The sequence below is a fragment of the Sphingomonas palmae genome, from assembly GCF_900109565.1.
GTDB lineage: Bacteria > Pseudomonadota > Alphaproteobacteria > Sphingomonadales > Sphingomonadaceae > Sphingomonas > Sphingomonas palmae.
On the sequence record NZ_FNZZ01000006.1, the window covers coordinates 166,900 to 193,707 of the forward strand.

At 67.9% G+C, this 26,808-nt stretch carries 25 protein-coding genes; 7 read left to right on the forward strand and 18 right to left on the reverse strand.

Annotation, left to right across the window (positions count from 1 at the left end; all coding sequences use genetic code 11):
- Positions 1 to 12: 12 nt before the first annotated feature.
- Entirely contained in the window at positions 13 to 735 is a 723-nt protein-coding gene (locus BMW51_RS14235) for a sugar transferase (protein WP_093007712.1), read from the forward strand.
- Here BMW51_RS14235 and BMW51_RS14240 read toward each other — a convergent pair.
- The 10 genes from BMW51_RS14240 to cyoA all read right to left on the reverse strand — a co-directional run bounded on the left by BMW51_RS14240 (position 732) and on the right by cyoA (position 10,051).
- Complete coding sequence (locus BMW51_RS14240; RefSeq protein ID WP_093007586.1) at positions 732 to 1,463, reverse strand: heparin lyase I family protein; 732 nt, start codon at positions 1,461 to 1,463, stop codon at positions 732 to 734. The genes BMW51_RS14235 and BMW51_RS14240 overlap by 4 nt on opposite strands.
- A complete protein-coding gene (locus BMW51_RS14245) occupies positions 1,460 to 2,599 on the reverse strand; it encodes a glycosyltransferase (RefSeq protein ID WP_093007588.1) in 1,140 nt (379 codons plus the stop codon). The genes BMW51_RS14240 and BMW51_RS14245 overlap by 4 nt, the downstream gene beginning before the upstream one ends.
- A 48-nt stretch (positions 2,600 to 2,647) precedes the next feature.
- On the reverse strand, positions 2,648 to 3,214 hold the full coding sequence (locus BMW51_RS14250; protein ID WP_245708557.1) for a cysteine hydrolase family protein: 567 nt from the start codon (positions 3,212 to 3,214) through the stop codon (positions 2,648 to 2,650).
- A gap of 75 nt (positions 3,215 to 3,289) precedes the next feature.
- Positions 3,290 to 3,835, reverse strand: a complete 546-nt coding sequence (locus tag BMW51_RS14255) for a response regulator transcription factor (RefSeq protein WP_093007590.1) — start codon at positions 3,833 to 3,835, stop codon at positions 3,290 to 3,292.
- Complete coding sequence (locus BMW51_RS14260) at positions 3,832 to 5,064, reverse strand: ATP-binding protein (RefSeq protein WP_093007716.1); 1,233 nt, start codon at positions 5,062 to 5,064, stop codon at positions 3,832 to 3,834. Before BMW51_RS14260 ends, BMW51_RS14255 begins: the two co-directional genes overlap by 4 nt.
- Positions 5,065 to 5,133: 69 nt before the next feature.
- Positions 5,134 to 5,829, reverse strand: coding sequence for an SURF1 family protein (locus BMW51_RS14265; protein WP_093007592.1), 696 nt, complete (start codon positions 5,827 to 5,829; stop codon positions 5,134 to 5,136).
- The gene (gene cyoD, locus BMW51_RS14270) at positions 5,826 to 6,257 is read right to left on the reverse strand and encodes a cytochrome o ubiquinol oxidase subunit IV (RefSeq protein ID WP_425440999.1); all 432 of its coding nucleotides are present in this window, start codon (positions 6,255 to 6,257) and stop codon (positions 5,826 to 5,828) included. The genes BMW51_RS14265 and cyoD overlap by 4 nt, the downstream gene beginning before the upstream one ends.
- Positions 6,254 to 6,889 carry a cytochrome o ubiquinol oxidase subunit III gene (gene cyoC / locus BMW51_RS14275; protein WP_093007594.1) on the reverse strand — a complete coding sequence of 212 codons (636 nt, stop codon included), beginning with the start codon at positions 6,887 to 6,889 and terminating at the stop codon, positions 6,254 to 6,256. The genes cyoD and cyoC overlap by 4 nt, the downstream gene beginning before the upstream one ends.
- A 3-nt stretch (positions 6,890 to 6,892) precedes the next feature.
- On the reverse strand, positions 6,893 to 8,899 hold the full coding sequence (gene cyoB, locus BMW51_RS14280; RefSeq protein WP_093007596.1) for a cytochrome o ubiquinol oxidase subunit I: 2,007 nt from the start codon (positions 8,897 to 8,899) through the stop codon (positions 6,893 to 6,895).
- 6 nt (positions 8,900 to 8,905) lie between these two features.
- On the reverse strand, positions 8,906 to 10,051 hold the full coding sequence (gene cyoA, locus BMW51_RS14285) for a ubiquinol oxidase subunit II (protein ID WP_093007598.1): 1,146 nt from the start codon (positions 10,049 to 10,051) through the stop codon (positions 8,906 to 8,908).
- Positions 10,052 to 10,161: 110 nt separating this feature from the next.
- On the opposite strand from cyoA, the gene BMW51_RS14290 reads away from it, so the two are divergent.
- Both BMW51_RS14290 and BMW51_RS14295 read left to right on the forward strand, forming a co-directional pair.
- Positions 10,162 to 11,490, forward strand: coding sequence for an MFS transporter (locus BMW51_RS14290; protein WP_093007600.1), 1,329 nt, complete (start codon positions 10,162 to 10,164; stop codon positions 11,488 to 11,490).
- A 169-nt stretch (positions 11,491 to 11,659) separates the two neighbouring features.
- Entirely contained in the window at positions 11,660 to 12,940 is a 1,281-nt protein-coding gene (locus BMW51_RS14295; protein WP_245708558.1) for an MFS transporter, read from the forward strand.
- On the opposite strand, the gene BMW51_RS14300 is transcribed toward BMW51_RS14295, so the two are convergent.
- Positions 12,927 to 13,463 carry a (2Fe-2S)-binding protein gene (locus tag BMW51_RS14300; protein ID WP_093007604.1) on the reverse strand — a complete coding sequence of 179 codons (537 nt, stop codon included), beginning with the start codon at positions 13,461 to 13,463 and terminating at the stop codon, positions 12,927 to 12,929. The genes BMW51_RS14295 and BMW51_RS14300 overlap by 14 nt on opposite strands.
- Positions 13,464 to 13,562: 99 nt before the next feature.
- On the opposite strand from BMW51_RS14300, the gene BMW51_RS14305 reads away from it, so the two are divergent.
- The gene (locus BMW51_RS14305) at positions 13,563 to 14,849 is read left to right on the forward strand and encodes a sugar MFS transporter (protein ID WP_093007606.1); all 1,287 of its coding nucleotides are present in this window, start codon (positions 13,563 to 13,565) and stop codon (positions 14,847 to 14,849) included.
- Positions 14,850 to 14,910: 61 nt separating this feature from the next.
- On the opposite strand, the gene BMW51_RS14310 is transcribed toward BMW51_RS14305, so the two are convergent.
- Positions 14,911 to 16,029 (reverse strand): CaiB/BaiF CoA transferase family protein, encoded by a 1,119-nt coding sequence (locus BMW51_RS14310; protein ID WP_093007608.1) that lies wholly within the window; start codon positions 16,027 to 16,029, stop codon positions 14,911 to 14,913.
- Positions 16,030 to 16,321: 292 nt separating this feature from the next.
- Between BMW51_RS14310 and BMW51_RS14315 the strand changes: the two genes are divergently transcribed.
- Complete coding sequence (locus BMW51_RS14315; protein ID WP_245708559.1) at positions 16,322 to 18,427, forward strand: histidine kinase dimerization/phosphoacceptor domain -containing protein; 2,106 nt, start codon at positions 16,322 to 16,324, stop codon at positions 18,425 to 18,427.
- Between the two features lie 11 nt (positions 18,428 to 18,438).
- Here BMW51_RS14315 and BMW51_RS14320 read toward each other — a convergent pair whose 3' ends face one another.
- Positions 18,439 to 18,777: a heme oxygenase-like domain-containing protein gene (locus BMW51_RS14320; RefSeq protein ID WP_245708560.1), complete on the reverse strand. Its 339-nt coding sequence runs from the start codon at positions 18,775 to 18,777 to the stop codon at positions 18,439 to 18,441.
- On the opposite strand from BMW51_RS14320, the gene BMW51_RS16295 reads away from it, so the two are divergent.
- Positions 18,769 to 18,972: a hypothetical protein gene (locus BMW51_RS16295; protein WP_245708561.1), complete on the forward strand. Its 204-nt coding sequence runs from the start codon at positions 18,769 to 18,771 to the stop codon at positions 18,970 to 18,972. The genes BMW51_RS14320 and BMW51_RS16295 overlap by 9 nt on opposite strands.
- 7 nt (positions 18,973 to 18,979) lie before the next feature.
- On the opposite strand, the gene BMW51_RS14325 is transcribed toward BMW51_RS16295, so the two are convergent.
- A complete protein-coding gene (locus BMW51_RS14325) occupies positions 18,980 to 20,212 on the reverse strand; it encodes a M20 metallopeptidase family protein (RefSeq protein ID WP_093007612.1) in 1,233 nt (410 codons plus the stop codon).
- Between the two features lie 270 nt (positions 20,213 to 20,482).
- The gene (locus BMW51_RS14330) at positions 20,483 to 21,517 is read right to left on the reverse strand and encodes an SPOR domain-containing protein (protein WP_093007614.1); all 1,035 of its coding nucleotides are present in this window, start codon (positions 21,515 to 21,517) and stop codon (positions 20,483 to 20,485) included.
- A 225-nt stretch (positions 21,518 to 21,742) separates the two neighbouring features.
- Between BMW51_RS14330 and BMW51_RS14335 the strand changes: the two genes are divergently transcribed.
- Positions 21,743 to 23,092 (forward strand): SPOR domain-containing protein, encoded by a 1,350-nt coding sequence (locus tag BMW51_RS14335; protein WP_093007616.1) that lies wholly within the window; start codon positions 21,743 to 21,745, stop codon positions 23,090 to 23,092.
- A 21-nt stretch (positions 23,093 to 23,113) separates the two neighbouring features.
- On the opposite strand, the gene BMW51_RS14340 is transcribed toward BMW51_RS14335, so the two are convergent.
- The 3 genes from BMW51_RS14340 to BMW51_RS14350 are packed head-to-tail and all read right to left on the reverse strand — an operon-like array spanning position 23,114 to position 26,712.
- Positions 23,114 to 24,325 (reverse strand): dihydroorotase, encoded by a 1,212-nt coding sequence (locus BMW51_RS14340; protein ID WP_093007618.1) that lies wholly within the window; start codon positions 24,323 to 24,325, stop codon positions 23,114 to 23,116.
- Positions 24,322 to 25,311 (reverse strand): aspartate carbamoyltransferase catalytic subunit, encoded by a 990-nt coding sequence (locus BMW51_RS14345; RefSeq protein WP_093007620.1) that lies wholly within the window; start codon positions 25,309 to 25,311, stop codon positions 24,322 to 24,324. The genes BMW51_RS14340 and BMW51_RS14345 overlap by 4 nt, the downstream gene beginning before the upstream one ends.
- A gap of 12 nt (positions 25,312 to 25,323) precedes the next feature.
- Positions 25,324 to 26,712, reverse strand: coding sequence for a glycosyltransferase family 39 protein (locus BMW51_RS14350; RefSeq protein WP_093007622.1), 1,389 nt, complete (start codon positions 26,710 to 26,712; stop codon positions 25,324 to 25,326).
- Between the last annotated feature and the right edge of the window lie 96 nt (positions 26,713 to 26,808).

Sequence of the window (26,808 nt, forward strand, 5' to 3'; positions counted from 1 at the left end):
GGCAAGAATTGCATGACCGACACCTCTACCGAACCAGTGCCGATCGAACGACGCAAGGATCTGGCGCGGCGTGTCCGGTTCGAGTGCGACATGCGCGGGGTGCCGCTCCACCTGGAGGTGCAGCGGCGCGGTTATGCACGGCAGCTGAAACCATTACTCGACCGCGCACTGGCGCTGCTAGCGACGATCGTGCTGTCGCCGGTGTTCCTGGCGGTGGCGATCGCGATCAGGCTGGACGATCGCGGTCCCGTGTTGTTCGTGCAGGAACGGACCGGCTATCTTGGCCGGCGCTTCCGATTGTTCAAGTTCCGCACGATGGTAGTCGACGCGGAGGCGCTAAAGGAGAAGCTGCGCGCGCGCAACGTCCACGCGGCCGACTCGCCCGACTTCAAGCTGGTTGACGACCCGCGCGTGACCCGGATCGGGCGGTTCCTGCGCAAGACCAGCCTCGATGAACTGCCCAATTTGTGGAACGTGGTGAAGGGCGACATGGCGCTGGTCGGACCCAGGCCGACCTCGTTCGCCGCGGGCACCTACCGCATGGCGCATCTGCCGCGGCTGGCGGTCAAGCCGGGGCTGACGGGATTGTGGCAGGTGTCTGGGCGCGCCAACATCGATTTCGACGAGCGGTCCGAACTCGACGTGCGCTATATCCGCTCGTTGTCGGCTAGGCAGGACATCGACCTAATCATGCGCACGATCAGCGCGGTCAAGCGCGGCGACGGTGCCTGCTAGCGCACATCGACGCGAACGTTGTCGAACCACGCGGTCGCAGGAACCGGGTTCGAGTTCGCGGTGATCCCGATCTGCACGCGGTCTACCGCGACGCGCGGCAATGCGGCGGCGGTCGCTCCGCGCGCGACGAGCACGTCACGGCCGTCGAGCAGCACGCGCACTGCGCCGCGGTCATCGGCGGCGACGCGGACCTGCCATTCGATATGATGCCAGCGATCGTTCGCGAGGGCCGGCGCGTCATCGCGGGTCCAGGCGTGCGCGACGCCGATCTTCGAGCGGTCCACCCGCAATCGCCCGCGACGCAGATAGAGGCGGATCCCGGGATTGCCACCTTCGCCGCAGCTGGCGCATTCGAGATCGACGAGCTGGAGCGAATTGAGCGGGGTGCCGGCAGAAATACGCAGGTCGAAGGCAACAGTGAGGCGGCGACCCGGTCCGATCGGGCGGAGACGGGCGACGACATCGGCTTTGGCGACTCCGTCGGTCTTCGCACCAGCCTTGGCGAGCAGCGCGAGCCCCGAACGATCGGGTGCGGGCGCGGCGCGCACGCGGCCGCGGACCTGCTGCGCGATCGCCCAAGGCGATGCGGCACAGCGTCCGACGCACAGTCCGCGGTCGAAATCGTCGGAGAAGGTGACCCGATCGCCCTGAGCCGCCGACCGCTGGATCAGCGTGGTTCCGGCGATCGCCGCGATGCCGAGCGCGAGCAAGGTAGCGAGGCGCCTCATGCCGCATCCTTCTGCGGCGTCCACTGTGCGTAGCGCCGCCCGCCGAGGAACAGCAACGTGCCGAGCGCGAGGCCGGCGAGGTGGAGCATCGCCCCGGAGACGATCCGCAACGGCCCGATTAGCCGCACGCCGAGTGCACCCGCGGTCGCGATCGATGCCGCTGCCGTCAGCGCGGCGAAGACGAGCAACCACCAGCCGCTGCCGGCAACGGCCAGCGCGCCGCTCAGCAACCATAATGGTAGCAGCGTGAGTGGGACCAAGCGCCGCGCGACCTTGTGGAGGAAGAGCGCAGGCGCGTACCAGCCGGTCCGCCACGGGTTCATCAGCGCGCGGCGGCGCCACAGTCCGGTAAGCCCGCGCACCGTGATCCGCACGCGGCGGCGGAACTGCTGGCGTGATCCCGCGATGCTGTGCTCCCACACACGCGCGTCGCCGGCGAAAGCGATACGGTGGCCGGCGGCGACCGCCGCGGTGCTGACGAAAAAGTCGTCGGTTGCATCGGCGACGACATGGGGCACGAGCGCGCGGCGGATCGCGTACAACCCGCCATCCGCGGAGATGCAGCCGAACAGGCGATCCTCCGCGAGGCGCAGACTCGATTCGTAGGAGCGAAACAGGCGATCGGCACCGGCGAAGCGCGCGGTACGACGGGCGCGCAGCGTCTCCACCCGTCCGGCAACCGCTCCGATCTCGGGGTCGGCGAAGGGGGCGAGCAGCGCCGGCAAGGTCTGGTCGTCGAACAAGGGATCGGCGTCGGTCATCACGATCACTTCGCCGCGCGCGTGCCGCATCGCGAGATTGAGCGCCGCTGCCTTGCCCCCGCGCGGCGCGACGACGACCTCCGCACCGCGCGCCCGCGCGATGGCGACCGTGTCGTCGGTCGATCCGTCGTCGGCGACGAGCAACTGCGCATCATGCGGCCAGGCGGAGAGGGCGCGGTTCACCGAAGCCAGCTTCTCGCCCAGCGTCCGCGCCTCGTTATGCGCGCAGATCAGGATCGTGATCGACAGGGGCGGAGTTTCCGCGCTTGGTCGCTCGCGAGGTCCGCGCAGCGACGCGGCGACGAGAACGAGCGCGGGGTAGCCCAGGAACACCGCGATCGGCAGGATGAGCAGGATCCACGCGGCTGTCTGCATGACCCTGCCCGTAGCCGGGTGCAATTGAGATTCAGCTAAGATCGGCGATCACGCTCGCGCGATCCAGTCTGCGAGGGCGAGCGTATCGGTGGATGCAACCTCTGCGCTCAGCGTATCGCGCATGATGTCGATGGCCCAGGCGGTCCGTTCCGGGCTGACCCCGGCGATCGCATCCTGCGGTACCCACAAATCGTACTCGCGCATGTGCGCGTCGGCGGCGGTGAACAGGACACAGATGTCGGCGGCGACGCCCGTCAGGATCAGCCGCGACACGCCGAGCCGCGGTAGAATGGCAGGCAGGTTCGTCGCGTAGAAGCCTGAAAACTCCGGCTTGATGACGAAGTAATCGCGCTCGCTCGGTGCCAGGCGCTTCGCGATTTCGCCCCCTTGCGGATTGTCGCCGATGAGTTCGTCGATCAGCTGTTCGGGAGTCGATTGCCACTGCGCGTAATTGTCGTTGACGTAGATCACCGGCACGTCGGCCGCATACGCCTCGTCGCGCAGCCGCTCGACCGCGTCCGCCGCGGCCTGTGCCGCCTGGACGAGCGGGCGCGCGTCCTCGAAATCGAAGCGGTTGAGCATGTCGATGATGAGCAATGCCGCCTTGTCCGTCACGCCTGCGCTCTCCTGTCTAGAGGAGCGACATAGGGCTCGCGGGGCACGGGCGTGATGACGCAGGTTAGCTTCGCGTCACGGCATGTGTCGCTTGTCGAGTTTTCGCGCCAGCGTGCGGCGATGCAGCCCGAGCCGGCGCGCGGCCTCCGACACGTTGAAGCCGGTGTCGGCGAGCGTCTGGTGGATGTGCTCCCATTCCAGCGTCTTGATCGAGGTGGGGCGGGTGGCGAGATCGGCCTGCGCGTCTCCCTCCGTACGGGCGAACGCCGCCTCGATATCGTCGGTGTTGGCGGGTTTGGTCAGGTAATTGGTCGCGCCCAGCTTGATCGCCTCAACCGCGGTGGCGATGCTGGCGAAGCCGGTCAGGACGACGATCCGGGTCGCAGGATCGCGCTGGTGGAGCCGCTCGACACAGGTGAGGCCCGATGCGCCGGCGAGCCGCAGGTCGACGACCGCGTAATCGGGACGCAGCGTGTCGGCGACGCCGTCGAGCCGGTCGGGGCCATCGATCACCTCGACGCGGTAGCCGCGCCGCTCGAACGAGCGGGCGAGCGTACGAGCGAACACCGAGTCATCCTCGATAATGAGCAACCGGCGAAGGTCGGGGCTGGCTTCGGTCACCGCGTCGCTTCCTCATCGACCAGCAGCGCGGCGAACGGCATCTGCAGCGTCACCTCAGCGCCGCCGTTCAACAGGTTGCGCGCTTCCAGCGTTCCGCCGAGCGTGCGGAGCACGTTGGTCGACAGGAAAAGGCCGAGCCCCGCGCCGCGGCGATCCTTGCTGCTCAGGTACGGCTTGCCGATGTTCGCCAGGATCGAGGGCGGGAACCCCTGACCATCGTCGCGGACGCGGATCAGCAGCAGATCGCCGTCGCGTTCTACGCCGACGTGGATCTGCGTCGCCCCCGCCTCCGCGGCATTGTCGAGCAGGTTGGTAAGCGCCTGCGCCAGAGCGCGATCGGTGACGATCGTCGCATCGCGGTCGAGCCGATCGTCTAGCGAGACGGCGGCGGAGCCGGTCGAGCTGCCGAGCACATCGCCGATGAAGCGGCGCAGGCCGGTGCGGGCGGGTGCCTCGCCCGTGACCTCGCCCGCGGCGAAGAGGATGCCGGCGAGGATGTGCTTGCAGCGCGCGACCTCCACCCGCATGTCCTCGACCTCGGCGGCGAGCGTGGGTTCGGCAAGGATCGCGGGCTCGCGTTGCCAGTCGCCGAGCGCGACCGAAAGCGAGGCGAGCGGGGTGCCGAGTTCGTGCGCGGCCCCGCTGGCGAGCAGGCCCATGCGGACGATATGCTCCTCCTCCACCGCGCGCTGGCGCAGGCGGGCCAGCCGCGCGTCACGGTCGCGAAGATTGTGCGCGATACGGGTGACGAACGCGACCAGCAGCACCGCGGCGAGCGTAAAGTTGAACCACGATGCGAACAGGTAGGGCGCCGACAACCGGCTGGCATAGAAGCCCGGCAGCGGGACCGGATGGAAGATAATCGTCAAGAAAGCGAAGGCGAAGCTGGTGAGCGCGACCAGCAACCAGCTCGACCATGCCTCGAGCAGCACCGCGCCGAGGACGACCTGTAGCAGGAACAAGGTGACGAACGGGTTGGTCGCGCCGCCGCTGAGGAACAGCTGCAGCGTCAGGCAGGAGACGTCCACCACCAGCCCGGCGAGCAACTGGAGATTGGTGGGCGTATGCCGCCGCTCCGCGATCAGCACGAGCAGGTTGAGGACGACGAGCAGCATCGCCGTCATCAGCATCGTGTGCACCGGCAGCGCGATGCCGAGCAGGTAGCGGACCGCCAGGATCGTCGCCACCTGACCACCCACCGCGAGCCAGCGCAATTGCACCAGCAGCATGAAGTTGCGGCGCAGTGCGTCGTCGGGGCTGGTGTCGAGCGGGGGCGCGTGGTGGTGCCTGACCACGGATCAGCTCTCGTCCCTGGTGTCGCGCAGCGCACGGGCGAGCAGGAAGGCGACCAGTGCCGCGAGCCCGAACCAGGTGAGCGCGTAGACGAGGTGGTTGTTCGGGAAGCGAACGACGGTCAGCCCGCCGCGCGGCCAGCCAGGGCCGTTCGCGTCGTCGTCGATGAAATAGGGCGCGACGTTCCCGAGCCGACGCTTGGCAGCAATCGCGGCGACATCGCGCGAGTACCAGCGATCGGCAGCCGCATCGTTGCTGCGGAGGAAGCCACCGCCCGGCTCGGTCACCCGCAGCAATCCGGTGACGCGTTGATGGTCGGTCAAGGCCGGATGCCGGCCGCGCTCCCGCGTGGGCACGAATCCTCGGTTGACGAGGACCGTCCAGCCGCCGTCCGTATCGAACGGTGTGATGACCCAGTAACCGGCGCCGAGATCGGTCGCTGCCTGCGCGTAGGTATCGGCATTGGCGCGGAAGCGGCCGGTGACGGCGACGCGGGTGTAGGCGTCGTCCTTGCCGATCGTTGTCCATCGCGATGGGGCAGGGGCCGCGACCGGCGCTGCGGATAGGCGATGTTCGACCCGCGCGATCAGGTCGAGCTTCCACGCGCGCCGCTCGACCTGCCACACACCCAGCGCGATCAGCACCGCAATGGCGATGCTGCCCGCTACCAGCGGCAAGACGCGGACGCGCGCGAGGCTCACATCTGGTCCGACATCTCCGCCGCGGAAGCCGGGTTCATCGGCGGCATCATGTTCTGGTTCATGTGGAACATGACCCACAGCGACCCGGTCAGCGCGATCACCACGATGATGACCGTGAAGATCAGCGACATCAGCGTCCAGCCGGCCTCCGACTTGCGGTTCATGTGGAGGAAGTAGATCATGTGAACGACGATCTGCACGATCGCCAGCGCCATGCAGATGCCCGCGACGACCGACTTGTCGCCGATCACGCCCGACATGACGAGGCCAAACGGGATCGCGGTCAGGATCACCGACAGCACGAAGCCGGTGACGTAGCTGCTGCGCGAGCCGTGCGCGGCGCCGCCGTCGACGTGGTCGCTCGATCCGCGATCGTGCGCGTCGCGCTCCATCTCGACCGCCTGATGCTGGTTGGTCGGCGCGCTCATCGCAGCACTCCCAGAAGATAGACGAAGGTGAAGACGCCGATCCAGATGACGTCGAGGAAGTGCCAGAACAGCGACAGGCACTGTAAACGGCGCATGTTGGCGTCGATCAACCCCTTGCGCGACACCTGTACCATCAGCGTGACGAGCCAGATGATGCCGAAGGTGACGTGGAGCCCGTGCGTGCCGACGAGCGTGAAGAACGACGACAGGAACGCCGAGCGCCACGGGCCCGCACCCTCCGCGATCAGGTTCGAGAATTCATACAGCTCGATGCCGAGGAAGCAGAGGCCGAACACGCCGGTGATCGCGAGCCAGCCGAGCGTCGCACCCTGCTTTTTCTCATCCGCCGCCAGCATCGCGAAGCCGTAGGTGATCGAGGAGAACAGCAGCATCGCGGTGTTGACCGCGACCAGCGGCAGCTCGAACAGCTCGGACGGGCGCGGCCCGCCCGCGTAGCTGCCGCCGAACACGCCCCAGGCCGCGAACAGCATCGCGAAGATGAGGCAGTCGCTCATCAGGTAGAGCCAGAAGCCGAGCATGGTGCTCTGCCCCGGCGGATGCTCGTGCGGATCGGTGTCGTAGAACGTCACCGCATTGTGCGCGCCGGGGGGCACGTCGGTCGTGCTGGTCATCGCTCAGGCCCCCGCGGCTGCATTGGCGAGGATGCGCGTGCGCTCCTCCTCGGTCCGCTCGACCTCATCGGCGTGGATGTGAAAGTCGCGGTCGTAGTTGAAGGTGTGGAAGATCGAGACCGCCAGGATGCCGGCGAAGCTCAGTGCCGACAGCCACCACATGTACCAGATCATCGACAGGCCGAACGCGACCGACAGCCCGGCAAGGACCACGCCCGTACCCGTATTCTTGGGCATGTGGATGTCGCGGAAGCCCGTCAGCGGACGCTCGGCATTGCGGCTCTTCATGTCGTAGTAAGCGTCCAGGTCGTGGATGACGGGCGTGAAAGCGAAATTGTACGCCGGCGGCGGCGAGGAAGTCGCCCACTCGAGCGAGCGGCCATCCCACGGATCGCCGGTCCAGTCACGCAGCCGCTCGCGATCGCGGAAGCTGACGTAGATCTGGATCAGGAAGGCGGCGATGCCGACCGCGATCATCGCGGCGCCGACCGCGGCGATGATGAACCAGATCTGCAAGCTCGGATCGTCGAAGTGGCGCAGGCGGCGCGTCACGCCCATCAGGCCGAGCACGTAGAGCGGCATGAACGCGACCCAGAAACCGACCACCCACGACCAGAAGCTGACCTTGCCCCACCACGGATCGAGCTTGAAGCCGAATGCCTTGGGGAACCAGTAATTGATCGCGGCGAAGGCACCGAACAGCACGCCGCCGATGATGACGTTGTGGAAGTGCGCGACGAGGAACAGCGAATTGTGCAGCTGGAAGTCCGCGGGCGGTACCGCCAGCAGCACGCCCGTCATGCCGCCGACCACGAAGGTCAGCATGAACGCGACCGTCCACATCATCGGCAGTTCGAAGCGGATGCGCCCCTTGTACATCGTGAACAGCCAGTTGAAGATCTTCGCTCCCGTCGGGATCGAGATGATCATCGTGGTAATGCCGAAGAAGCTGTTGACGCTCGCGCCCGACCCCATCGTGAAGAAGTGGTGGAGCCACACGAGATAGGCGAGGATGCAGATGACCAGCAGCGCGTAGACCATCGACGTGTAGCCGAACAGCCGCTTGCCCGAAAAGGTCGAGGTCACCTCGCTGAAGACGCCGAACAATGGCAGGATCAGGATGTACACCTCCGGGTGACCCCAGATCCAGATCATGTTCACGTACATCATCGGGTTACCCCCGCCGGTGTTCGTGAAGAAGTGCGTGCCGACGTAGCGGTCGAGGCTGAGCATCGCGAGCACCGCGGTCAGCACCGGGAAGGCGGCGACGATCAGCACGTTGGTGACGAGCGCCGACCAGGTGAAGATCGGCATCTTGAACATCGTCATGCCCGGCGCGCGCATCTTGACGATGGTCGCGATCAGGTTGACGCCCGACAGCAGCGTTCCGACGCCCGCTATCTGGAGCGCCCAGACGTAGTAATCGACGCCGACATCGGGTGAGTAATCGAGCCCCGACAACGGCGCCATCGCGAGCCAGCCAGTGCGCGCGAACTCGCCGACGAACAGGCTGGCCATGACGATCACCGCACCTGCCGCCGTCATCCAGAAGCTGAAATTGTTGAGGAACGGGAAGCTCACGTCACGCGCGCCGATCTGCAGCGGCACCACGTAGTTCATGATGCCGGTGACGAACGGCATCGCCACGAAGAAGATCATGATGACACCGTGCGCGGTGAACACCTGATCATAGTGGTGCGCGTTCAGGTAACCCTCGTTCGCGCCGAAGGCCATCGCCTGCTGCGCGCGCATCATGATCGCGTCCGAGAAGCCGCGCAGCAGCATGACCGTGCCGAGCACCATGTACATGATGCCGACCTTCTTGTGGTCTACGCTGGTGAACCACTCGGTCCACAACCACTTCCACAGCTTAAAATAGGTGATCGCGCCGACCAGCGCGATGCCGCCGAGCATCACCGCGATGAACGTGCCGAGAATGATTGGCTCGTGGATCGGGAAGCTTTCCAGCGTCAGCCGGCCAAAGATGGTCTTGAGCAAAGTGTCGGACATAGCGGTTTAGCCCTGTGCCGTGACGGTCGCGCCGGGCAGGCGGACGGGTTGCAGGCGGGTCATGTTTCGGTTGTTCTGCGCGCCGCGCTCGCTCGAGCCGTCGGCCTGGCCACGCGGTGCGGTGAGGTGCGGCGCCGAGCCCTTCTCGTTCGTGTCCTTCCGCAGCGCGCCCTTGGGTGCGTCAACCGGCGGACGGTCGTTGACGGGCGCGTGGCTGCCGGGTTCGGCCATGTCGTGCGACATGACGTCGCTCATGCATGGGATCCCAGGCTTGACGCACATTTGCGTGATGCGGCGGAACAGATCGGCGTTGACGCCGCCGAACCGCATCGGCTGCACGTTCTCGCTCGGCTGCTCGAGCTTGAGATAGGTCGCGTCGTTCAGCCGCGCCTGCGCCGCGCGCGTCTGCGACACCCAGCGCGAGAAGCCGGTGTCATCGACCGCGTAGGTCCAGAACGTCATGCCCGAGAAGCCGGCGCCGCTGTAATTGGCGGAGCGCCCCTCGTAACGGCCGGGCTTGTTGAGGACGGCGTGGAGCTTCGTCTCCATGCCCGGCATGGTGTAGATCATGCCCGCCATCGACGGCACCCAGAAGGTGTTCATGACCGAGGACGAGGTCATGCGGAACCGGACCTGCCGATCGGTCGGCAGCACCAGCTCGTTGACGGTGGCGATGCCCTGTCCGGGGTAAATGAACAGCCATTTCCAGTCGAGCGATACGACCTGCACCTCGAGTGGCCGGTCGTTGGCGGCGAGCGGCTTGCCAGGTGCCAGACGTCCGAGCGGCCGATAAGGGTCGAGCAGGTGGGTCGACACCCAGGTGAGCGCGCCGAGCGAAATAACAATCATCAGCGGCGCGGCCCAGATCACCAGTTCGAGGCCGGTGGAGTGATCCCAATCAGGTGCGTATTCCGCATCCTTGTTCGCCGCGCGGTACTTCCACGCGAACAGCGCGGTCAGCGCCATCACGGGAATGATGATCAGCAGCATCAGCGCGGTCGACCAGAGGATCAGGTGCGACTGCTGCCGCGCGACATCGCCCGCGGGGTCGAGCACCACCATGTCGCAACCCGACAGCATCGCCGCCGCGCCGATCGCGAGCAGGGGGGCGAGCTGGCGGGCGCGCCGGTGCGAGAGGAACCGGTTCTTCATCACGATCGAGCTAGGCTCCGTTGTGCGGCTGCGAAATAGGACAATTTGTCCTATCCCGCGCCGCGGCGATGGAACCTAAAGCGTCCAGCTAGCTTCGGAGTTTCATACCTATGGCACAGTCGATCGCTTCGTCCGCGCCGCTCGAGCGCGATGCCCGCGCCGTCAACACGCGTGACGAGCACGGCGTCAACCCGGGCGAGATTGCCATCGGCGTCATTATCGGCCGGACGAGCGAGTTTTTCGACTTCTTCGTCTACGCGATCGCGTCGGTGCTGGTGTTCCCGCAGATCGTGTTCCCGCAGCTGGACCGTGTGTCGGGTACCTTGTGGTCGTTCGGATTATTCTCGCTCGCCTTTATAGCGCGACCGATCGGGACGCAGGTGTTCATGCGGATCGATCGCGAACTGGGGCGCGGGACGAAGTTGACGATCGCGCTGTTCCTGCTCGGTACCTCCACGGTCGCGATGGCGTTCCTGCCCGGCTATGCCTCGGTCGGCATCTTCTCGCCGCTGCTGCTGGCGCTGTTCCGCGTCGGGCAGGGGCTGGCGCTGGGCGGCGCCTGGGACGGTCTCGCATCGCTGCTCGCGCTGAATGCGCCCGACAAGAAGCGCGGCTGGTGGGCGATGGTGCCGCAGATCGGCGCGCCGCTTGGCCTGATCGTCGCCGCCGGCCTGTTCGCGTTCGCGCTCGGTACGCTTTCGCCCGAGGATTTCCTGTCGTGGGGCTGGCGCTATCCGTTCTTCGTTGCCTTCGCGCTGAACGTCGTGGCGTTGTTCGCGCGGCTGCGCATCGTCGTGACGCCGGAATACACCGACATGTTCAAGACGCGCGAGCTGACGCCGTCGCGGGTCACCGTTACGTTGAAGGCGCAGTGGCGCAACATCATCATCGGCGCGTTCGCCCCGCTCGCCAGCTTCGCCTTGTTCCACATGGTGACGGTGTTCCCGCTGTCGTGGGTGGCGCTCAACACCAGCGAGAACATCACGCGCTTCCTGCTGATCGAGATGTTCGGCGCGACCGTGTGCGTCGGCGCGATCGTCGCGTCGGGGCTGCTCGCCGATCGGATCGGGCGACGGTCGCTACTCGGCTATACGGCGGCAGCGATCGCGGTGTTCAGCGGTTTCGCGCCGCAGCTGCTCGACGCGGGTTACGTCGGCGAGGCGGTGTTCATGATCAGCGGGTTCATCCTGCTTGGCCTGTCGTTCGGCCAATCGTCGGGCGCGGTGACGAGCAACTTTCCGAAGCGCGCGCGCTACACTGGCGCGGCGCTCACCTCCGATCTGGCATGGTTGTTCGGCGCGGGCTTTGCGCCACTTGCCGCGCTGGTGCTGGCGGAGGAGTTCGGGCTGGTGGCGGCGGGTACCTACCTGCTGTCGGGTGCGGTGGGTACGCTGGTCGCGCTCGGTCTCAACAAGGAACTGGCTCGCCGCCTCGATTGATCGGTCAGTCGCCACGTCCTGACCATCTGCATTGCTGGCGCCCCCCTCGCATGAGTGGCATGGTTGCTCTTGAATAAAGAGGTGACGATGCGAGGAGTAATTATGACGGAAGTGCTGGTCGGTACGAGGGCTGGCCATCGGCTGGCCTCCACAACCGTGGGCATCTAGCGTGAGCCAAGACCGCGGCCACCGACTTCGCTCGATCCTTGGTGGATCGGCGGGTAATCTCGTCGAATGGTACGACTGGTACGCTTACTCGTCGTTCACGCTCTATTTTGCCGGGCAGTTCTTTCCCGCGGCCGATCAGACGACCCAGCTGCTGAATAGCGCGATCGTCTTCGCGGTCGGGTTCGTCATGCGGCCGGTCGGGGGATGGGTGATGGGCATCTACGCCGACCGGCGCGGGCGTAAGGCGGGGCTGACATTGTCGGTGACGCTGATGTGCGCGGGCTCGCTGCTAATCGCCGTGACGCCGACCTATGCGTCGATCGGGTGGCTCGCACCCATAATCCTGACACTCGCGCGGCTGATGCAAGGGCTGTCGGTCGGCGGCGAATATGGTGCGAGCGCGACGTACCTTTCCGAGATGGCGGGGCGCGAACGCCGCGGGTTCTTCTCCAGTTTCCAATATGTCACGCTGATCGCGGGACAGCTGACCGCATTGTGCGTGCTCCTGCTGCTCCAGTCGGTGATGAGCGAAAGTGAGCTTGAGGCATGGGGCTGGCGCATCCCGTTCGCGATCGGCGGCGTGCTGGCGGTGGCGGTGTTCTGGTTGCGCCGCAGGTTGGCCGAGACGGAAAGCTTCGAGAATGCGAGGAACGCGGGCGACGGGCGATCAGGGTTGCTGGCACTGCTGCGGCAGCACCCGCGCGAGTTCGTGACGGTTCTGCTGCTGACCGCTGGCGGAACGCTCGCCTTCTACGCTTACTCAATCTACATGCAGAAATTCCTCGCCAATTCGGCGGGCTTTTCGCGCCAAACCGCGACCTGGATCAGCGCGGGGACGTTGTTCGTCTTCATGTGCCTGCAACCGCTCGCCGGCGCGCTGTCCGATCGGGTCGGGCGCAAGCCGTTGATGGTGGCGTTCGGGATTGCGGGTGTCGTATTCACCTGGCCGATCTTCTGGGCGCTGCAGCACACCGACAGCGCGGCGGCGGCGTTCGCCATCGTTCTGTTCGCGCTCGTGATCGTGACCGGCTACACCTCGATCAACGCGGTGGTGAAGGCGGAGTTGTTCCCGGCACACATACGCGCGCTTGGCGTCGCGTTCCCGTACGCGGTCGCGAACGCGCTGTTCGGCGGGACGGCTGAGGCGGTCGCGCTTAAGTTCAAGCAGGCTGGATGGGAGCAGGGTTTCTACTGGTATCTGACCGCGATGATTGCGGTGTCGCTCGTCACCTATCTCCGAATGCCGGACACGCGCACAACGAGCCGCATCATCGAGGACTAAGCGCGGGGGTTGCGCGAGCCGCGTCCGCGGGATCGATGCCGGGGCGCGCGCCGGCGGGGATCACTTCATCGCCGCGCATGGCGCGCCCGGCGCGCTGAATCGCGGCCACCAGCCGCGGGTAGATACCACAAGGGCAGACGTTGGTGATCGCGGACCTGATCTGCTCCTCGCTCGCCAGCGTGTTGCGCTTGAGCAGCGCGGCCGCCGCCATGACGATGCCGGGGATGCAGAATCCGCACTGCGTCACGTTCTCCGCCAGAAGCGCCAACTGGACGGGGTGATCGCGTTCGCGCGCGAGCCCCTCGATCGTGGTCACGAACGCACCCTCGCAGCGCGATAGCGGAATTTGGCACGAACGCACCGCGCGGCCGTCCACGTCGACCGTGCACGCACCACAGCTACCCGTCCCGCAGCCGTACTTCGCGCCCGTCAGGTTGGAGCCGTCGCGTAGCGCCCACAGCAGCGGCGTATCCGCGACCATCAGATACTCGACCGGTTCGTTGTTCACGGTTAGACGCGTCATGGACGGTGTCATAGCGCATGTCGCGGGCTGACAACTGCTTTGTTGGGACAAGAGGGGCGACGCGCCGCGGGCGCGATCGGTGAGGGGAGTGACGGGCGTATGCAGGCAATGAATTCGGCTCCGGCGGCGAGCGGGGATGCGAGCCACGGGTACGACGCGCCGGATTTGCGCATCTTCGTCTTCGCGCTGTTCTTCATCTTCGGCGGTATCACCAGCCTGAACGACATCATCATTCCGAAGCTGAAGGAGCTGTTCACGCTCACCCACGCCTCGGCGATGCTGGTGCAGACGGCGTTCTTCTTCGCCTACGCATTGTTCTCGCTGCCTGCCGCGGGGATCGTGCGGCGGTTCGGCTATATGCGGACCGCCTCGATCGGGCTGGTGACGATGACGGCAGGGTGTCTGCTGTTCATTCCGGCGTCGGCCAACGCCGCGTTCGGGCTGTTCCTAGTCGCGCTGTTCGTGCTGGGCGCCGGCATCACCATCGTGCAGGTGGTCGCCAACCCGCTGATCTCGCTGTTGGGCAAGCCGCAGAGCGCGTCGAGCCGGCTGACCTTCGCGCAGGGGTTCAACTCGCTCGGCACCACGCTCTTCCCGCTCGCGGGATCGGCGCTGATCCTGGGCGGGCTCGCCAACCAGAGCGCATCGACGCTGACCGGCGCGGCGCTCGACGCCTACCGCGCGGAGAGTTCGCGCACGATCGTCCACACTTATCTGGGGCTCGCGGTCGCGCTGCTGGTGATCGCCGCCGTCGTGTGGACGCGGCGCAACCGGTTGAACGAGGAGCAGGAAGACGCGGGCAGCATCTTCCACGCGTTGACGCTGCTCAAGCGTCCGCGTTTCGCCTGGGGCGTGGCCTGCATCTTCCTCTACGTCGGCGCCGAGGTTTCGATCGGGTCGCTGATCGTCAATTACCTGATGCAGCCGAGTGTCTGGGGTGTCGCCGACAAGGTCGCGGGCGACCATGTGCCGTTCTACTGGGGCGGGGCGCTCGTCGGGCGCTTCATCGGCGCCTGGGTGCTGACCAAGGTGTCGCCGGGCAAGGTGCTGGCAGCGGTCGCGGCGGGCGCGATCACGCTGATACTGATCTCCGCCAATGCGCAGGGCGCGATCGCGGGCTGGTCGCTGCTGGCGATCGGGCTGGTCAATTCGATCATGTTCCCGACGATCTTCTCGCTCGCCAGCGAAGGGCTGGGCAAGCGTGCGGCGGAAGGGTCGGGCGTCATCGCGACCGCGATCGTCGGTGGCGCGATCGTGCCCTATTTGACCGGGCAGCTCGCCGACACGAGCGGCAGTCTGCAGTTCGCGCTGGTCCTGCCGGCGTTGTGCTACCTCGTCATCGCCGCCTACGGCGTGTTCGCGCGCAAGCCGGTCGTTGTAGCCTGATCGCAAACGAGCCTGCCGCGAGCGAGATTGCGCGCGGCAGGTACAAGGGTTCCCTCGACGATCAATGGCCTAGCGCGGTGATCTCGTCGTCTGCGAAGCCGAGGGTGCGCAGCACGGTGCGATCGTCGCGGGCCCCGGCCATCTTCGGTGCGACGGTTTCGCTGACCGAGTAGCGCGGGGCGGGGGCCGGTTGCGGCACGCCGCCCGCCTCCACGAAGGCGCCGCGCGCGACATTGTGCGGGTCGGCGCGCGCCTCGTCGAAGCCGAGCACGGGCGCGAAGCAGATGTCGTGTCCGTCGAACAGCGCGACCCAATCGTCGCGGGTGCGGGTGCGGAACAGCGCGGTGAGTTCCTGCTTCAAGTCGGGCCAGACGCGCGGGTCCATCTGCCGGTCCCACCGCGCGTCGTCGAGCGCGAGGACCCGGCGAAATTCGGCGTAGAATTGCGGTTCGATCGCGCCGAGCGAGACGTACTTTCCATCGCTCGTCTCGTAGGTGTCGTAGAAGTGCGCCGCGGTGTCGAGCAGGTTGGTACCGCGCTCGTCGCGCCAGCGGCCCAGCTTGCGAAAGCCCCACATCATCGACATGAGCAGCGACGAGCCTTCGGTCATCGCCGCGTCGACCACCTGCCCCTCGCCGGTGCGCTGCGCGTGGAGGAGTGCTGCGAGCATGCCGAAGACGAGGAACATCGCACCGCCGCCGAAATCGCCCGCCAGATTGATCGGCGGCGTCGGCTTCTCGCCGGCGCGCCCCAGCGCGTGCAGCACGCCTGATAGCGCGATATAGTTGATGTCGTGGCCGGGCTCGTGCGCGCGCGGACCGGTCTGTCCCCAGCCCGTCATGCGGCCGTAGACGAGCCGTGGATTGTCGCCGAGCAACACGTCGGGACCTAGGCCGAGCCGCTCCATCACATCGGGGCGAAATCCCTCGATCAGCGCGTCGGCATCCCGCACGATCCGCCGGACCGCCGCAATCGCGCGTGGGTCTTTGAGGTCGAGCGACAGCGACGTACGGCTGCGCAGGAGCGGGTCGGCAGCGTCGAGCGTAGCTGCACCGTCTCTCACGCGATCGATGCGGATCACTTCCGCCCCGTGGTCGGCGAGCATCATGCCTGCGAACGGTCCGGGGCCGATGCCCGCGAATTCAATCACGCGAATGCCGTGCAATGGTGGTCGCCCCACGCCGTCCTCCCTTTTTTCCCTCGTGGAGAGCGTAGGGCGCTCGCTCCCGTCACACAACAAAAGTTACGGCGGGCAGACAAGGGCGTTGCTGGCTGTTGTGAGCGTCGGTATCCGACAGCTCAGCAGGCGAGCTTGGCAGTATGGATGCACGTTCCGGCTTGGCAATTCCAGATCGGGTCCGCGATCGCGCGCGGACACTAGCGGTGCCGCGCCATTGTGTTCTAGGGCAAGAACATAACGTGTGCAGGAGTGGCGTTTGGCGGGCGATGGATTGGCGGCGCGGGAGGTGGGGGTGGCAGCCCAGCTAGACCTGACCACGTGCGATCGCGAGCCGATCCACATTCCCGGCGCGGTACAGCCGCACGGTCTGTTGCTGATCGCCGAGCCGCAGACGCTGACGATCGTTGCAGGGGCCGGCGACATCGAGGGCGTCCTGTCGCCCGACTGGCTCGGCCTCACCCTGTCCGACGTGCTCGGCATCGATGTCGCCGCGGTGCTGGAGCGCGCGGCGGCGGGGCCTGGCGGTACCGTGATCGGCGGCGTGGTGCATGGTCACGACCTCGCCTTCCATCGCTCGGGTGCGTACCTGCTCGCCGAGCTCGAGCCGGTCGACGAGCATGCCCGCGGGGCCGCGGAAACGCTCGGCTGGCTCGACGCGACGGCGAGCGGGTTCGAGCGAACGGCGTCGCTGAAAGCATTGTGCGAGCGCGCGGCGGTCGCCTTTCGCACCCTGACCGGGTTCGATCGGGTGATGGTGTACCGCTTCCTCGACGACGAGGCGGGTTATGTCGTGGCGGAGGATCGCGATCCCTCGCTCGACACGTTCCTCAACCACCATTTCCCGGCGAGCGATATCCCGCGGCAGGCGCGCGCGCTCTATGTCCGCAATCGTACGCGCGTCATTCCGACCGTGGAGTACGACCCGCAGCCAATTCGCCCCGCCGCCTTCGCGGGCGTCGATCTGAGCGACGTGGCGATCCGCAGCGTGTCGCCGATCCACATGCAGTACCTGCGGAACATGGGGGTGGGCGCGTCGGCGTCGATCTCGATCGTCAAGGACGGCATGCTGTGGGGTTTGATCGCGTGCCATCACCACGCGCCCAAGCGGCTGTCGCGCGACGTGCGAACGGTGGCGGCGGCGCTGGCGGGCGGGCTTTCGCGGCAGATCACCGCCAAGGAGGAGGCCGAGAGCTATCGCGAGCGGCTGGCGCTCAGGACCGAGGAAGACACGCTGCTCCCGGCGTTGTTCGGCGACGAGCGGCTCGACCGCGTGCTCGCGCGTCGGCGCGAGGACCTACGGCGTATGATGGGCGCGGACGGCTTCGCGATCGTCGGCGAGAAGGTGGAGACGACCGGTTTCTGCCCCACCGACGACAAGGTGCGAAAGCTCGCCACATGGGTGGGGCGGCGCGACGATGCGAGCGTGTTCTCGACGCGCGAACTCGGCGCCGATTGGGAAGATGCGGCGGGGCTGTCGCCGTTCGCGGGCGTGCTGGCGATCAGCTTGCCGCAGGAGCGGCTGACGCTGCTGTGGCTGCGCGCCGAGGAAGTCGAAGAGGTCGAATGGGCGGGTAACCCGCACAAGGCGGTTCGTCACGATCCGAATGCGACGCTGACGCCGCGTTCCTCGTTCGAGACGTGGACGCAGACGGTGCGGGGCCGGGCGCGCCGCTGGACGCTCGAGCAGGTCGATGCCGCGCAACGGTTGCGGCGCATGCTGCGCGAGGCGGGGCTGCTGGGCGAGTTGCGCCGCGTCAACGCCGACCTGAGCCGCGCAAATGCGGACAAGGACGCCGCGCTGGCGCAGAAGGATCTGCTGATGCGCGAGGTCGACCACCGCGTGCAGAACAGCCTGCAGCTCGTCGCATCGTTCCTGATGTTGCAGGCACGTGCCGCCGGGCCGGGCGAGGTAGCGGACCAGTTGCAGGAAGCGCGATCGCGGCTGTCCGCCGTGGCTCTGGTCCACCGCCGGCTCTACCGCGACGACCAGATCGCGACCATCGACCTGTCGCGCTACCTGACCGAATTGCTCGACGACATGCGCACGTCGCTGGGGCGTGACTGGGGCAACCGGCTGTCGGCGGAGCTGGCGCCGGTGCTGATCCCGACTGATCGCGCGGTGAACGTCGGGCTGATCGCGGCCGAGCTGATCACCAACGCGACGAAATACGCTTACTCGCCCGACCAGCCCGGCCCGATCGAGCTCGTGCTGGAGCAGCACCGCAACAAGCTGCGGCTGATCGTCGCCGACCAAGGCCGTGGCAAGCAGGGCGATAACGTCGGTTTCGGCAGCCGGATGATGAGCGCGGTGGTGCAGCGGATCGGCGGCGAGGTCGAGTATCAGGACAATCAGCCTGGCTTACGTGCAGTGCTGACCGCACCGATCGAAGAGGACTGAGGTTCGGCTGCTCAGACCGGCGCGAGCGCGGGTTCGCCCAATCGCGCGGCCTGCGCATAGAGGTCGAAGGTCGCTGCCGCTCCGCTGAGCAATGCGTCGTACCATTCGGCTGAGGCGTCGCGGCCGGCGGCGTCGATCGCCTCGCGGATCGCGCGCCACTGGCCGGGTCCGTGCGCGGCGGCGAGGTAGCGATGCGGCAGGTCGGAGCCAACCAACCTGGCCAGCATGACGCCGCCGAGCCGCGACCCCTCCACCACGTAGAGCGCGCCCCACAAACCGGCTTCATCGGTGCAGGCGAATGGCAGCGGCGCTGGCATCCGCTCGCCTAGGTCGGCGAGGTCGTGTTCCAACAGCGGCGCGCGCGGCGGCAGCGTGCGGGCGAATGCGAGCGCGCCGAGCGCCTGCTCGGCCGCGGGCAGCGCGCGGGCATGCGCGACGAGGAAGCGGCGATAGTCGTCGCGCTTCGACAGATCATAGCCGCCGAACGCGGCATCGACCGCGTCGTGCGCGGCGCGGGTGGCGTCGCGCAGCCGCGCTACCGCTGAGGTGCTGTCAGTCGAGGCCGTTCTCCAGGAAACGCTCGGCGATCGCGCAGTGCATCGCGATCCCCTTTGCCATGACCGACTCGTCGATCGTCATGCGGGTGTTGTGAAGCGGCGGGTTGGTGCGCGGATCGGTGCCTTCGGGTGCGACGCCGATGAAGGCCATCGCGCCCGGCACCTCGCGCAGCACGTAGGAGAAGTCCTCGCCGCCCATCATCGGCGCGGGCATCACCGACCAGCCGTGCTCGCCGCTGATCTCGGTCGCGAGGCCGCGCATCAGCCCGGTCGCGCGGGGGTCGTTCATGGTGACCGGATAGCCCTCGTCGATGCTCACCTCGGCGGTGCAATCGTGTGCGGCGGCGATGTTCTCGCAGATCTGGCGGAACGCGGCGCGCATCGCCTCGCGCGTGGTCGGCGACAGCGTACGCAGCGTGCCCATCAGCTTGACCTCTGAAGGAATAATATTGTGCGACGAGCCGGCGTGGATCTGCGTGATCGTCAGCACGGCGGGATCGGCGACGGGCACGCGGCGCGCGACATGAGCCTGAAGCGCGGTGACGATCGCGCAGGCGACCGGGATCGGATCGACGCACTCGTGCGGCATCGCGGCGTGTCCACCCCGGCCCTTGATCGTGGCGAGCACGGTGTCGGTCGAGGCGAGCAGCGCGCCTTCGCGGCTGACGAACACGCCGGCGGGCGCGTTGGGTGAGATGTGGAGCGCGAACGCGGCCTCGGGCCGGGCGACATCGAGCAGGCCGTCCTCGATCATCCAGCGCGCGCCGTGATGACCCTCTTCGCCCGGCTGGAACATGAACACGATCGTGCCCGACAGTTCGTCGCGGCGGGCACACAATGCCTTGGCGGCGCCGGCGAGCATCGCGGTGTGCGCGTCGTGGCCGCACGCGTGCATCGCACCGGGGATGGTGGACGCGAAGGGGAGCCCGGTTTCCTCCTCCATCGGCAACGCGTCCATGTCGCCGCGCAGCAGGACCGTGCGGCCGTTCGAGCCCGCCCCGCCGGCGCGACCGCCGCGCAGGATCGCGACGAAGCCGGTGGTAGAGGTGCTGTCGTGGATCTCGAGCGGCAGGCCGGCGAGCGCGGCCTTCGCCTTCTCGGTCGTGCGCGGGCAGTGGAGACCGACCTCGGGCTCGGCGTGGATCGCGCGGCGCAGCGCGATCGTGTCGGCGAGCTGCTCGGCGCCGAGCGCGCTCCAGTCGGTGCGGGTGGCGAGGGTGGCGGTCATGCGAACGGCTCCTTTGGCAGCTGTTCTAGGCCCAAGCGCCGCTGCCGCCAAGCCGCCGGAAGATTACAAAGGTCACACGCCGACGCAGATGCACGGGCGCGCGGGCGGGCGCGCGACCGGGATCATCGATGCGCGACGGGCAAGCTGTAGGACAGCCTGCTCCCGGCTTGAAGCGGTGAGAAGCCGCACCGGTGCGGCGAAGCGCAGCGCATCGGCGAGGTCACCCCGCACCGATGTGCCGGCCCGACGATCACCCTCCTCGCAACACGATCAGCGCGGCAGCACCACGCAGCCGCTGCCGGCGCGCGCGCAGGCACGCTGCGCTTCCGTCTTGCTGGCGAAGCCGCTCGCCTGGAGCCGCGTAATGCCGCCGCTGCGCGCGAAGCTCGCCGTGCCGCCGACGCGGCTGCCGACGCGCGACCACAGGCTGCGCGCGTTCGCATCGTTGGCGAAGGCGCCGAGCTGGACGCGGTAGGCGCCGCCGCTCGCCTTCGCGGGTGCGGCTCGTTCCGGTGCCGCCCGCTCGGGCGCCGGCTTTGCCGCGGCCGTGCGTGCCGGCGTGACGGGCGCGGGACGCTCGGTCTGCGCGCGTTGCCGGGATTGCTCCATCCGCTCGGACCGACCGGGCTGCGCGTAGGAAGCGCCGGCGCGGGCAGGCGGCGGGGTCGTGCGTGATGGCGCGGGCTGCGGTCGGGTACCCGGCTCCGCCGCCGCGAGCGCCGCAGCGGGTGCGGTGTTCGCCGCGCGGCCGCGGGACTCGATCTGCTGTGCGAGCGCGATACCCTGTCGGCGCTGATCCTCGGGGATGTATTTGTCCATCTGCGCCAGCGTCTGCGATCCTTGCGGCAGGCCCTGCTGCGACGATCGGGTGACGAGCGCATAGGCGCGGGTCCAGTCGCGCGGCACGCCGTCGCCGTTGAACAGCATCGTGCCGAGCACGAGCTCGGTGCGCTTTTCGTCGCGCGCCACCGACTTTTCCAGCCAGGGCAGCGCGTCGGCCTTCTTGCCCGACTGGAACAGCGCGAGCGCGTAATTGTCGGTCGCCTGCGGATGCCCCTGCGCCGCGGCCTTGCGGTATAGTTCGGTCGCCTGCGCCTGATCGGCGGGCACGCCGCGCCCTAATTTGTACGCCTGCCCGAGGTTGAACTGCGCGTCGGCGTCGCCCGCGGCGGCAGGGGCGCGCCACTGCGCGACGGCGGCGGGATAGTCGCCGCGGCTCCATGCCTCCACGCCCGCCTTCACGTCCGCGAACGCGGGCGTCGCCGCCATCATCGCCGCTGCCAGCACCACCAAACGCGTCTTCATCGCCGTTCCCGCCCCAAAACCGTTGTCGCATCATGCCCGAGGCGGCGCGTTGGTGAAAGTGGCTTAACCACGCGGCATGGGCGTTAACGGTATGTTGAGCAGCCTCTGCCATTCCCGTTTCGACACAGGCGGGCGTTCGCGCTCTCGGCACGCCGCCCGCCGGCATTCAGCGACGCGCGCTCCTTAGCGTGGGCACGTGTCGGCGACGAAGCGGTGGGGACGACGATGGTGACGCTTTCTGCAAACAGGTGCTCGGCAAAGAAGCTGGTAGGCATCGGCCTGTCGGCGCTGCTGCTGGGAAGCGGCGGCGTGATGGTCGTACAGTCGATCGACCCGGCCGTTGCCACGCAGCGCAGCGATCCGAAAAAGGCGGCGGGCTACGCGCGCAAGGCATCGGCGATGCTGGGCAAGCAGAAGTGGGACAAGGCGGTCCGCTTCGCTGAGGCGGCAGTGGCGAACAGCCCGGGCGATGCGGGCTATCGCATGATCCTGGGCAATGCGTATCTGCGTGCCGGCCGGTTCGACTCGGCGCGCGCGACTTACGGCGACGTGCTGTCGCTGCAACCCGCGAATGCGAAGGCGGCGCTGAACCTCGCGCTGGCACAGACGGCGCTCGGGCAGTGGGACGCCGCGCGGCAGATGCTGGACGGCCACGCCAACGTGATCGCGCCGGTCGACCGCGGTCTCGCCATCGCGCTGGCGGGTGATCCGAACGCGGGGATCGAGGTACTGACCGCGGCGGCGCGCGCGCCCGATGCCGATGCCAAGACGCGGCAGAACCTCGCGCTCGCGCTCGCGCTCGGCGGGCGGTGGCAGGATGCACGCACGCTGATCGGATACGACATGAACCCGGCGGAGGCCGACATGCGGATTATCGAGTGGGCGGCGTTCGCGCACCCGACCTCGTCGGCGTCGCAGGTGGCGAGCCTGCTGGGCATCACGCCGGCGGCCGACCCCGGACAGCCGGTCGCGATCGCGCTGAACGCCGCGGTCGCCCCGACGCGGCTTGCCGCAGCCGACCCGGTCGACAATTATATGCCCGGTCCGCCGGAGGCAGCACCGAAGCAGGTCGCGGCCGCAGCGCCGCAGCCCGCGATCGACGAGATCCAGGTAGCGCAGGCACCCGCGCCCGAGCCGGCCACGCCGCGTGAGGCGAAGCCGGAGCCGGTGCGGCTCGCCAGCCTGATCAAGCCGCAGGGTGCCTACAAGGTGCGCGGCGCCGAGCCGATGCCCAAGCCACAAGTTGAGAAGGTCGCCGTGAAGGCACCCGCGCCGGGTCACTGGTACGTTCAATTGGGCGCGTACGAGAATGCCGCAGTGGCACGCGACGGCTGGGCGCGCGCGTCGCGTCGTTACCCGACCTTCGCGGGGCTGAGCCCGGCGGGCATGTCGGCCTCGGTCAAGGGCGCCAACTATTATCGCCTGTCGGTCGGCGGGTTCGCGCGCGCCGACGCCGACCGGATGTGCCGCGGCTACCGCGTCAAGGGCGGTCGCTGCTTCGTGCGGCAGCAGGCGGGCGATCAAGTCGCCGCCTGGGTGAAGGGCGCGAAAGGCGTCCAGGTCGCCTCGCGCTGAGGTGATCGCGGGCCGCGGGCGCTAGAGTTCGCGCCCGCCCTTCCAGACGCGTAGCACGCGGCCTTGTACGGGCAGACCATCGAACGGCGTGTTGCCCGCGACGCCGGGCGTCGCGTCGGCATCGATCTGCCACGGCGCGTTCGGGTCGACCAGAATGACGTCGCCGGGCATGCCGGGCACGAGCGTTCCCGCGTCGATCCCGAGCAGGCGTGCGGGCGTCTGAGCAAGCAACTGCACCAGCCTCGGCAGGCCGATCACGCCGTCACGCGTCAGCCCGAGTGCGAGCGGCAGCAGCGTCACCGCACCCGCCGCGCCAGCAGTCGAATCGGCAAAGGGAAGCCGCTTCTCCTCCGGTCCATGCGGGTCGTGGCCCGAGCACAGCACGTCGATCGTGCCATCAGCGAGCGCGGCGAGCGCGGCCTTGCGGTCGTCCTCGCTGCGGAGCGGCGGCGACAGATGCGCGAAGGTGCGAAAATCGCTCATCGCATTGTCGGACAGCAGTAGGTGCGTGGGCGTGATCCCGCAGGTGACGCGCACCCCGCGCGCCTTGGCCGCGCGGACGAGCGCGAACCCCGCCGCGGTGGTGACCTGACGCAGGTGGAGCCGCGCGCCCGTTTCCTCCGCCAGCATGAGGTCGCGCGCGATCGCGAGCGGTTCGGTGAGCGAGGATGCCGCGGGCAGGCCGAGGCGGGTCGCGGTCTCGCCCGCGGTCGCGACCGCGCCGGCGGTCAGGCCACCATCCTCGGCGTGCGCGATGACGGGCAGGTCGAGGTCGCGCGCGTAGGTCAGCACGCGGTGCATGACGCCCGTGTCGGCGATCCACCCGCGCCCGGTGCCGACCGCGCGCGCGCCGGCGGAGGCGCAGATCGCCATCTCGGCCAGGTCGGCGCCGGCGAGGCCGCGCGTCGCAGCGGCGATCGGGTGGATCCACAGGTCTGGCCGGCCGATCAGGGCGGAACGCTGCACGATGCCGGGCTCGTCGAGCACCGGTGACTGGTCGGGCATCAGCGCGACGCGGGTGATACCGCCGGCGCGGAATGCCGCACGGTCGATCGTCGCGACGCCCAGGTCGACGATGCCGGGCAGCACCAGCTTGCCGCCGCAGTCGACGCGAACGGCGTCGTCGGGCGCGATGCCGTCCGCGATGACGCCGTCAACGATCAGCAGGTCGCCTTGCGTTTCACCCGCGACGGGGCAGATGGTGCGTGCGTTGACGAGGTGGAGCGCGTTCATGCCCAACCCTCCACACCGCGCGAGCGCCTGGTCAGCACGTCGAGGCACGCCATGCGTACCGCCACGCCCATCGCGACCTGTTCGGTGATGGCCGAGCGCTCGACATGGTCGGCGACCGCCGAGTCGATTTCGACCCCGCGGTTCATCGGGCCGGGATGCATGACGAGCGCGTCGGGCGCGTAGCGTTCGAGGCGTTCCATCGTCAGGCCGTAGCGCAGGTGATATTCGCGCATCGAGGGGACGTAGCCGCCCGACATCCGCTCGGTCTGCAGCCGCAGCATCATCACCACGTCGGCATGCGCGATTGCCTGGTCGAAATCGGTGAAGGCGGTGACTCCCATGCGCTCGATCTCGGGCGGCATCAGCGTCGAGGGCGCGCAGACGCGGACCTCGGCGGCGAGCGCGGTGAGTGCGAGAATGTTCGATCGCGCGACGCGGCTGTGGAGCAGGTCGCCGCAGATCACGACGCGCTTGTTGGCGATGCCGCCCAAACGGCGGCGGATGGTGAGCGCGTCGAGCAGCGCCTGCGTCGGGTGCTCGTGCCGGCCGTCGCCCGCGTTCAGTACCGGGCAGTCGACCTTGTCGGCGATCAGGCGCACCGCGCCCGAGCTCATGTGACGAATGACGATCACGTCGGCGCGCATCGCGTTCAGCGTCATCGCGGTGTCGATCAGCGTCTCACCCTTTTTCACCGACGATTGCGCCGCGTGCATGTTGACGACGTCGGCGCCGAGCCGCTTGCCCGCGATCTCGAAGCTGAGCAGCGTGCGGGTCGAGTTCTCGAAGAAAGCGTTGATCTGCGTCAGCCCGGCGAGCCGCTTGTCCGCGGTGGTCGGCGCGCGATTGGCCTCGATCCACTGTTCGGCCTCGTCGAGCAGGAAGGTGATCTCGTGTGGTTCGAGGCCGTGGATCCCGGTCAGGTGACGATGCGGGAATACCGCGCCGCCGGGGATCAGGGTTCCGGGGCGGTGGTCCGAGCGTTGCATCGGCGGCGGTGATTATGTCGTGGCGGCGCCCCGTGCAAGGTTCGAGCGAGGGAGAGCCAGCCGGGCGAGCAGTTCCGCCGCGATCAGCGCTGCGGTCAATTCGAAGAAGGGCGAGAGTTCGACCAGATAGCGAAGCTCGGTATTCGCGCCGGCGGCAAAGAAGATCACGCGGGCACTGGCGTAGAGCACGCTCGCCGCGGCGAACAGGCGCGTGCGGCGGGATCCTATCGCCGCGGCGAGCAGGACCGCGAGCGTGAGCGCGAACCGGTACAGGTCGGTGACGCTGACGCGGTCGCGCCCGTCACCCACGCCCTGCGCGAACGGCCAGAACCAGCGGGCGGAGAGCGCGCGGGTACGGGCGGCGAAGCGGCGGACCCGGTCGACGGGGTCAAGTCCTGCCTCCCGTACTCGCGCCAGGTGCTCGAATCCGGCAGCGGCGAGCGGCGGGATCGTCGTGCCGGGTGTCGCCCGCGTGATCGCCAGCAGCCGGTCGACCTCGGCATGTTCTTCAGGCGAGGAATAAGCGTGGTCGGGCAGGCGGAAGTGACGCGTGTCGCGCGGATCGTAGTAGAGTGCGTCGCCGCGCTCCTGCTGTCCGACGACCCAGGTCGTGACCCAGTCGGTGTAGCCGCGCGCCAAGTAGGTACCGTCGGTCTTCACCCACGGCCGCGGCAGCGCGGGCAGGCCGACCGCGACGTTGCGCGCCGACCAGGCGAGGCACGAGGCGGCGACGATCGCAGTGACGACGCCCCACGAGGTGATCGCGCGGCGTAGTCTTGGTTTTGGGCCGATCGCATAGGCGACGAGCGCGACGGGTGCGAGCAGTAGCACCGAGTCCATCCGCAGCCACACCGCGACGGTGAGGGCAAGCGCGAGCGGCCACGTCCTCAATCGGCCGACCTCGATGCTGAGCAGCAGTTCGGCCAACACCCAGTTCGTGGCGGCAAGCGTCAGCAACTCGGTTTCGAGATTACCCGCGTAGATCGCGCCGACCGGCGAACAGGCGAGCAGGACACCCGCGAGCAGCGCTGCCGGGCGCGTGAAGGTGCGGCGGACGGCGTAGGTGAGATAGGCGATCGACGCGGCCGAGAGGAGGCTCTGCACCAGCAGGATCGCGACGTTGCTGTGCCCGCTGAGGTGCCATACCGCGGCGGCGAAGGCAGGGAACAGCGGCAGCTGGTTGCCGCCGAAATGAGGCACGCAGTCGCCGACGCCCGGGATCGTCACTGCGACGCCGCAGCCGCGATAGATATTCTCCGCCACGTTGCGGTAGAGCACCCAGTCACCGCTGTCGTACGGCATGGCGAGCGCGAAGCCGATGCGAATGATCAGCGCCAATACGAAGATCAACGCGAGCAGGAGGCGGTCGCGACGATCGATGGTGGCAGACAGCGGACGCATGGACACGCTTTGTAACGCACAAGCATTAAGGCATTGCGAGCGCAGAAGCCGAGCAGCGCTCGGCGCAGGGCAGGCGAGGCCCTATATGGGGGCGCG

Bases quoted from the DNA above. Each gene is read 5' to 3' on its own strand.
- BMW51_RS14300 (WP_093007604.1), bottom strand. From the start codon at position 13,463: ATGACGCGTCTAACCGTGAACAACGAACCGGTCGAGTATCTGATGGTC.
- BMW51_RS14340 (WP_093007618.1), bottom strand. From the start codon at position 24,325: ATGAACGCGCTCCACCTCGTCAACGCACGCACCATCTGCCCCGTCGCG.
- BMW51_RS14245 (WP_093007588.1), bottom strand. From the start codon at position 2,599: ATGCAGACAGCCGCGTGGATCCTGCTCATCCTGCCGATCGCGGTGTTC.
- cyoA (WP_093007598.1), bottom strand. From the start codon at position 10,051: ATGAAGAACCGGTTCCTCTCGCACCGGCGCGCCCGCCAGCTCGCCCCC.
- BMW51_RS14260 (WP_093007716.1), bottom strand. From the start codon at position 5,064: ATGCTGCTGGTGCAATTGCGCTGGCTCGCGGTGGGTGGTCAGGTGGCG.
- BMW51_RS14335 (WP_093007616.1), top strand. From the start codon at position 21,743: ATGGTGACGCTTTCTGCAAACAGGTGCTCGGCAAAGAAGCTGGTAGGC.
- cyoC (WP_093007594.1), bottom strand. From the start codon at position 6,889: ATGACCAGCACGACCGACGTGCCCCCCGGCGCGCACAATGCGGTGACG.
- BMW51_RS14235 (WP_093007712.1), top strand. From the start codon at position 13: ATGACCGACACCTCTACCGAACCAGTGCCGATCGAACGACGCAAGGAT.
- cyoB (WP_093007596.1), bottom strand. From the start codon at position 8,899: ATGTCCGACACTTTGCTCAAGACCATCTTTGGCCGGCTGACGCTGGAA.
- BMW51_RS14305 (WP_093007606.1), top strand. From the start codon at position 13,563: ATGCAGGCAATGAATTCGGCTCCGGCGGCGAGCGGGGATGCGAGCCAC.
- BMW51_RS14325 (WP_093007612.1), bottom strand. From the start codon at position 20,212: ATGACCGCCACCCTCGCCACCCGCACCGACTGGAGCGCGCTCGGCGCC.
- BMW51_RS14290 (WP_093007600.1), top strand. From the start codon at position 10,162: ATGGCACAGTCGATCGCTTCGTCCGCGCCGCTCGAGCGCGATGCCCGC.
- BMW51_RS14240 (WP_093007586.1), bottom strand. From the start codon at position 1,463: ATGAGGCGCCTCGCTACCTTGCTCGCGCTCGGCATCGCGGCGATCGCC.
- BMW51_RS14330 (WP_093007614.1), bottom strand. From the start codon at position 21,517: ATGAAGACGCGTTTGGTGGTGCTGGCAGCGGCGATGATGGCGGCGACG.
- BMW51_RS14345 (WP_093007620.1), bottom strand. From the start codon at position 25,311: ATGCAACGCTCGGACCACCGCCCCGGAACCCTGATCCCCGGCGGCGCG.
- BMW51_RS14350 (WP_093007622.1), bottom strand. From the start codon at position 26,712: ATGCGTCCGCTGTCTGCCACCATCGATCGTCGCGACCGCCTCCTGCTC.
- cyoD (WP_425440999.1), bottom strand. From the start codon at position 6,257: ATGAGCGCGCCGACCAACCAGCATCAGGCGGTCGAGATGGAGCGCGAC.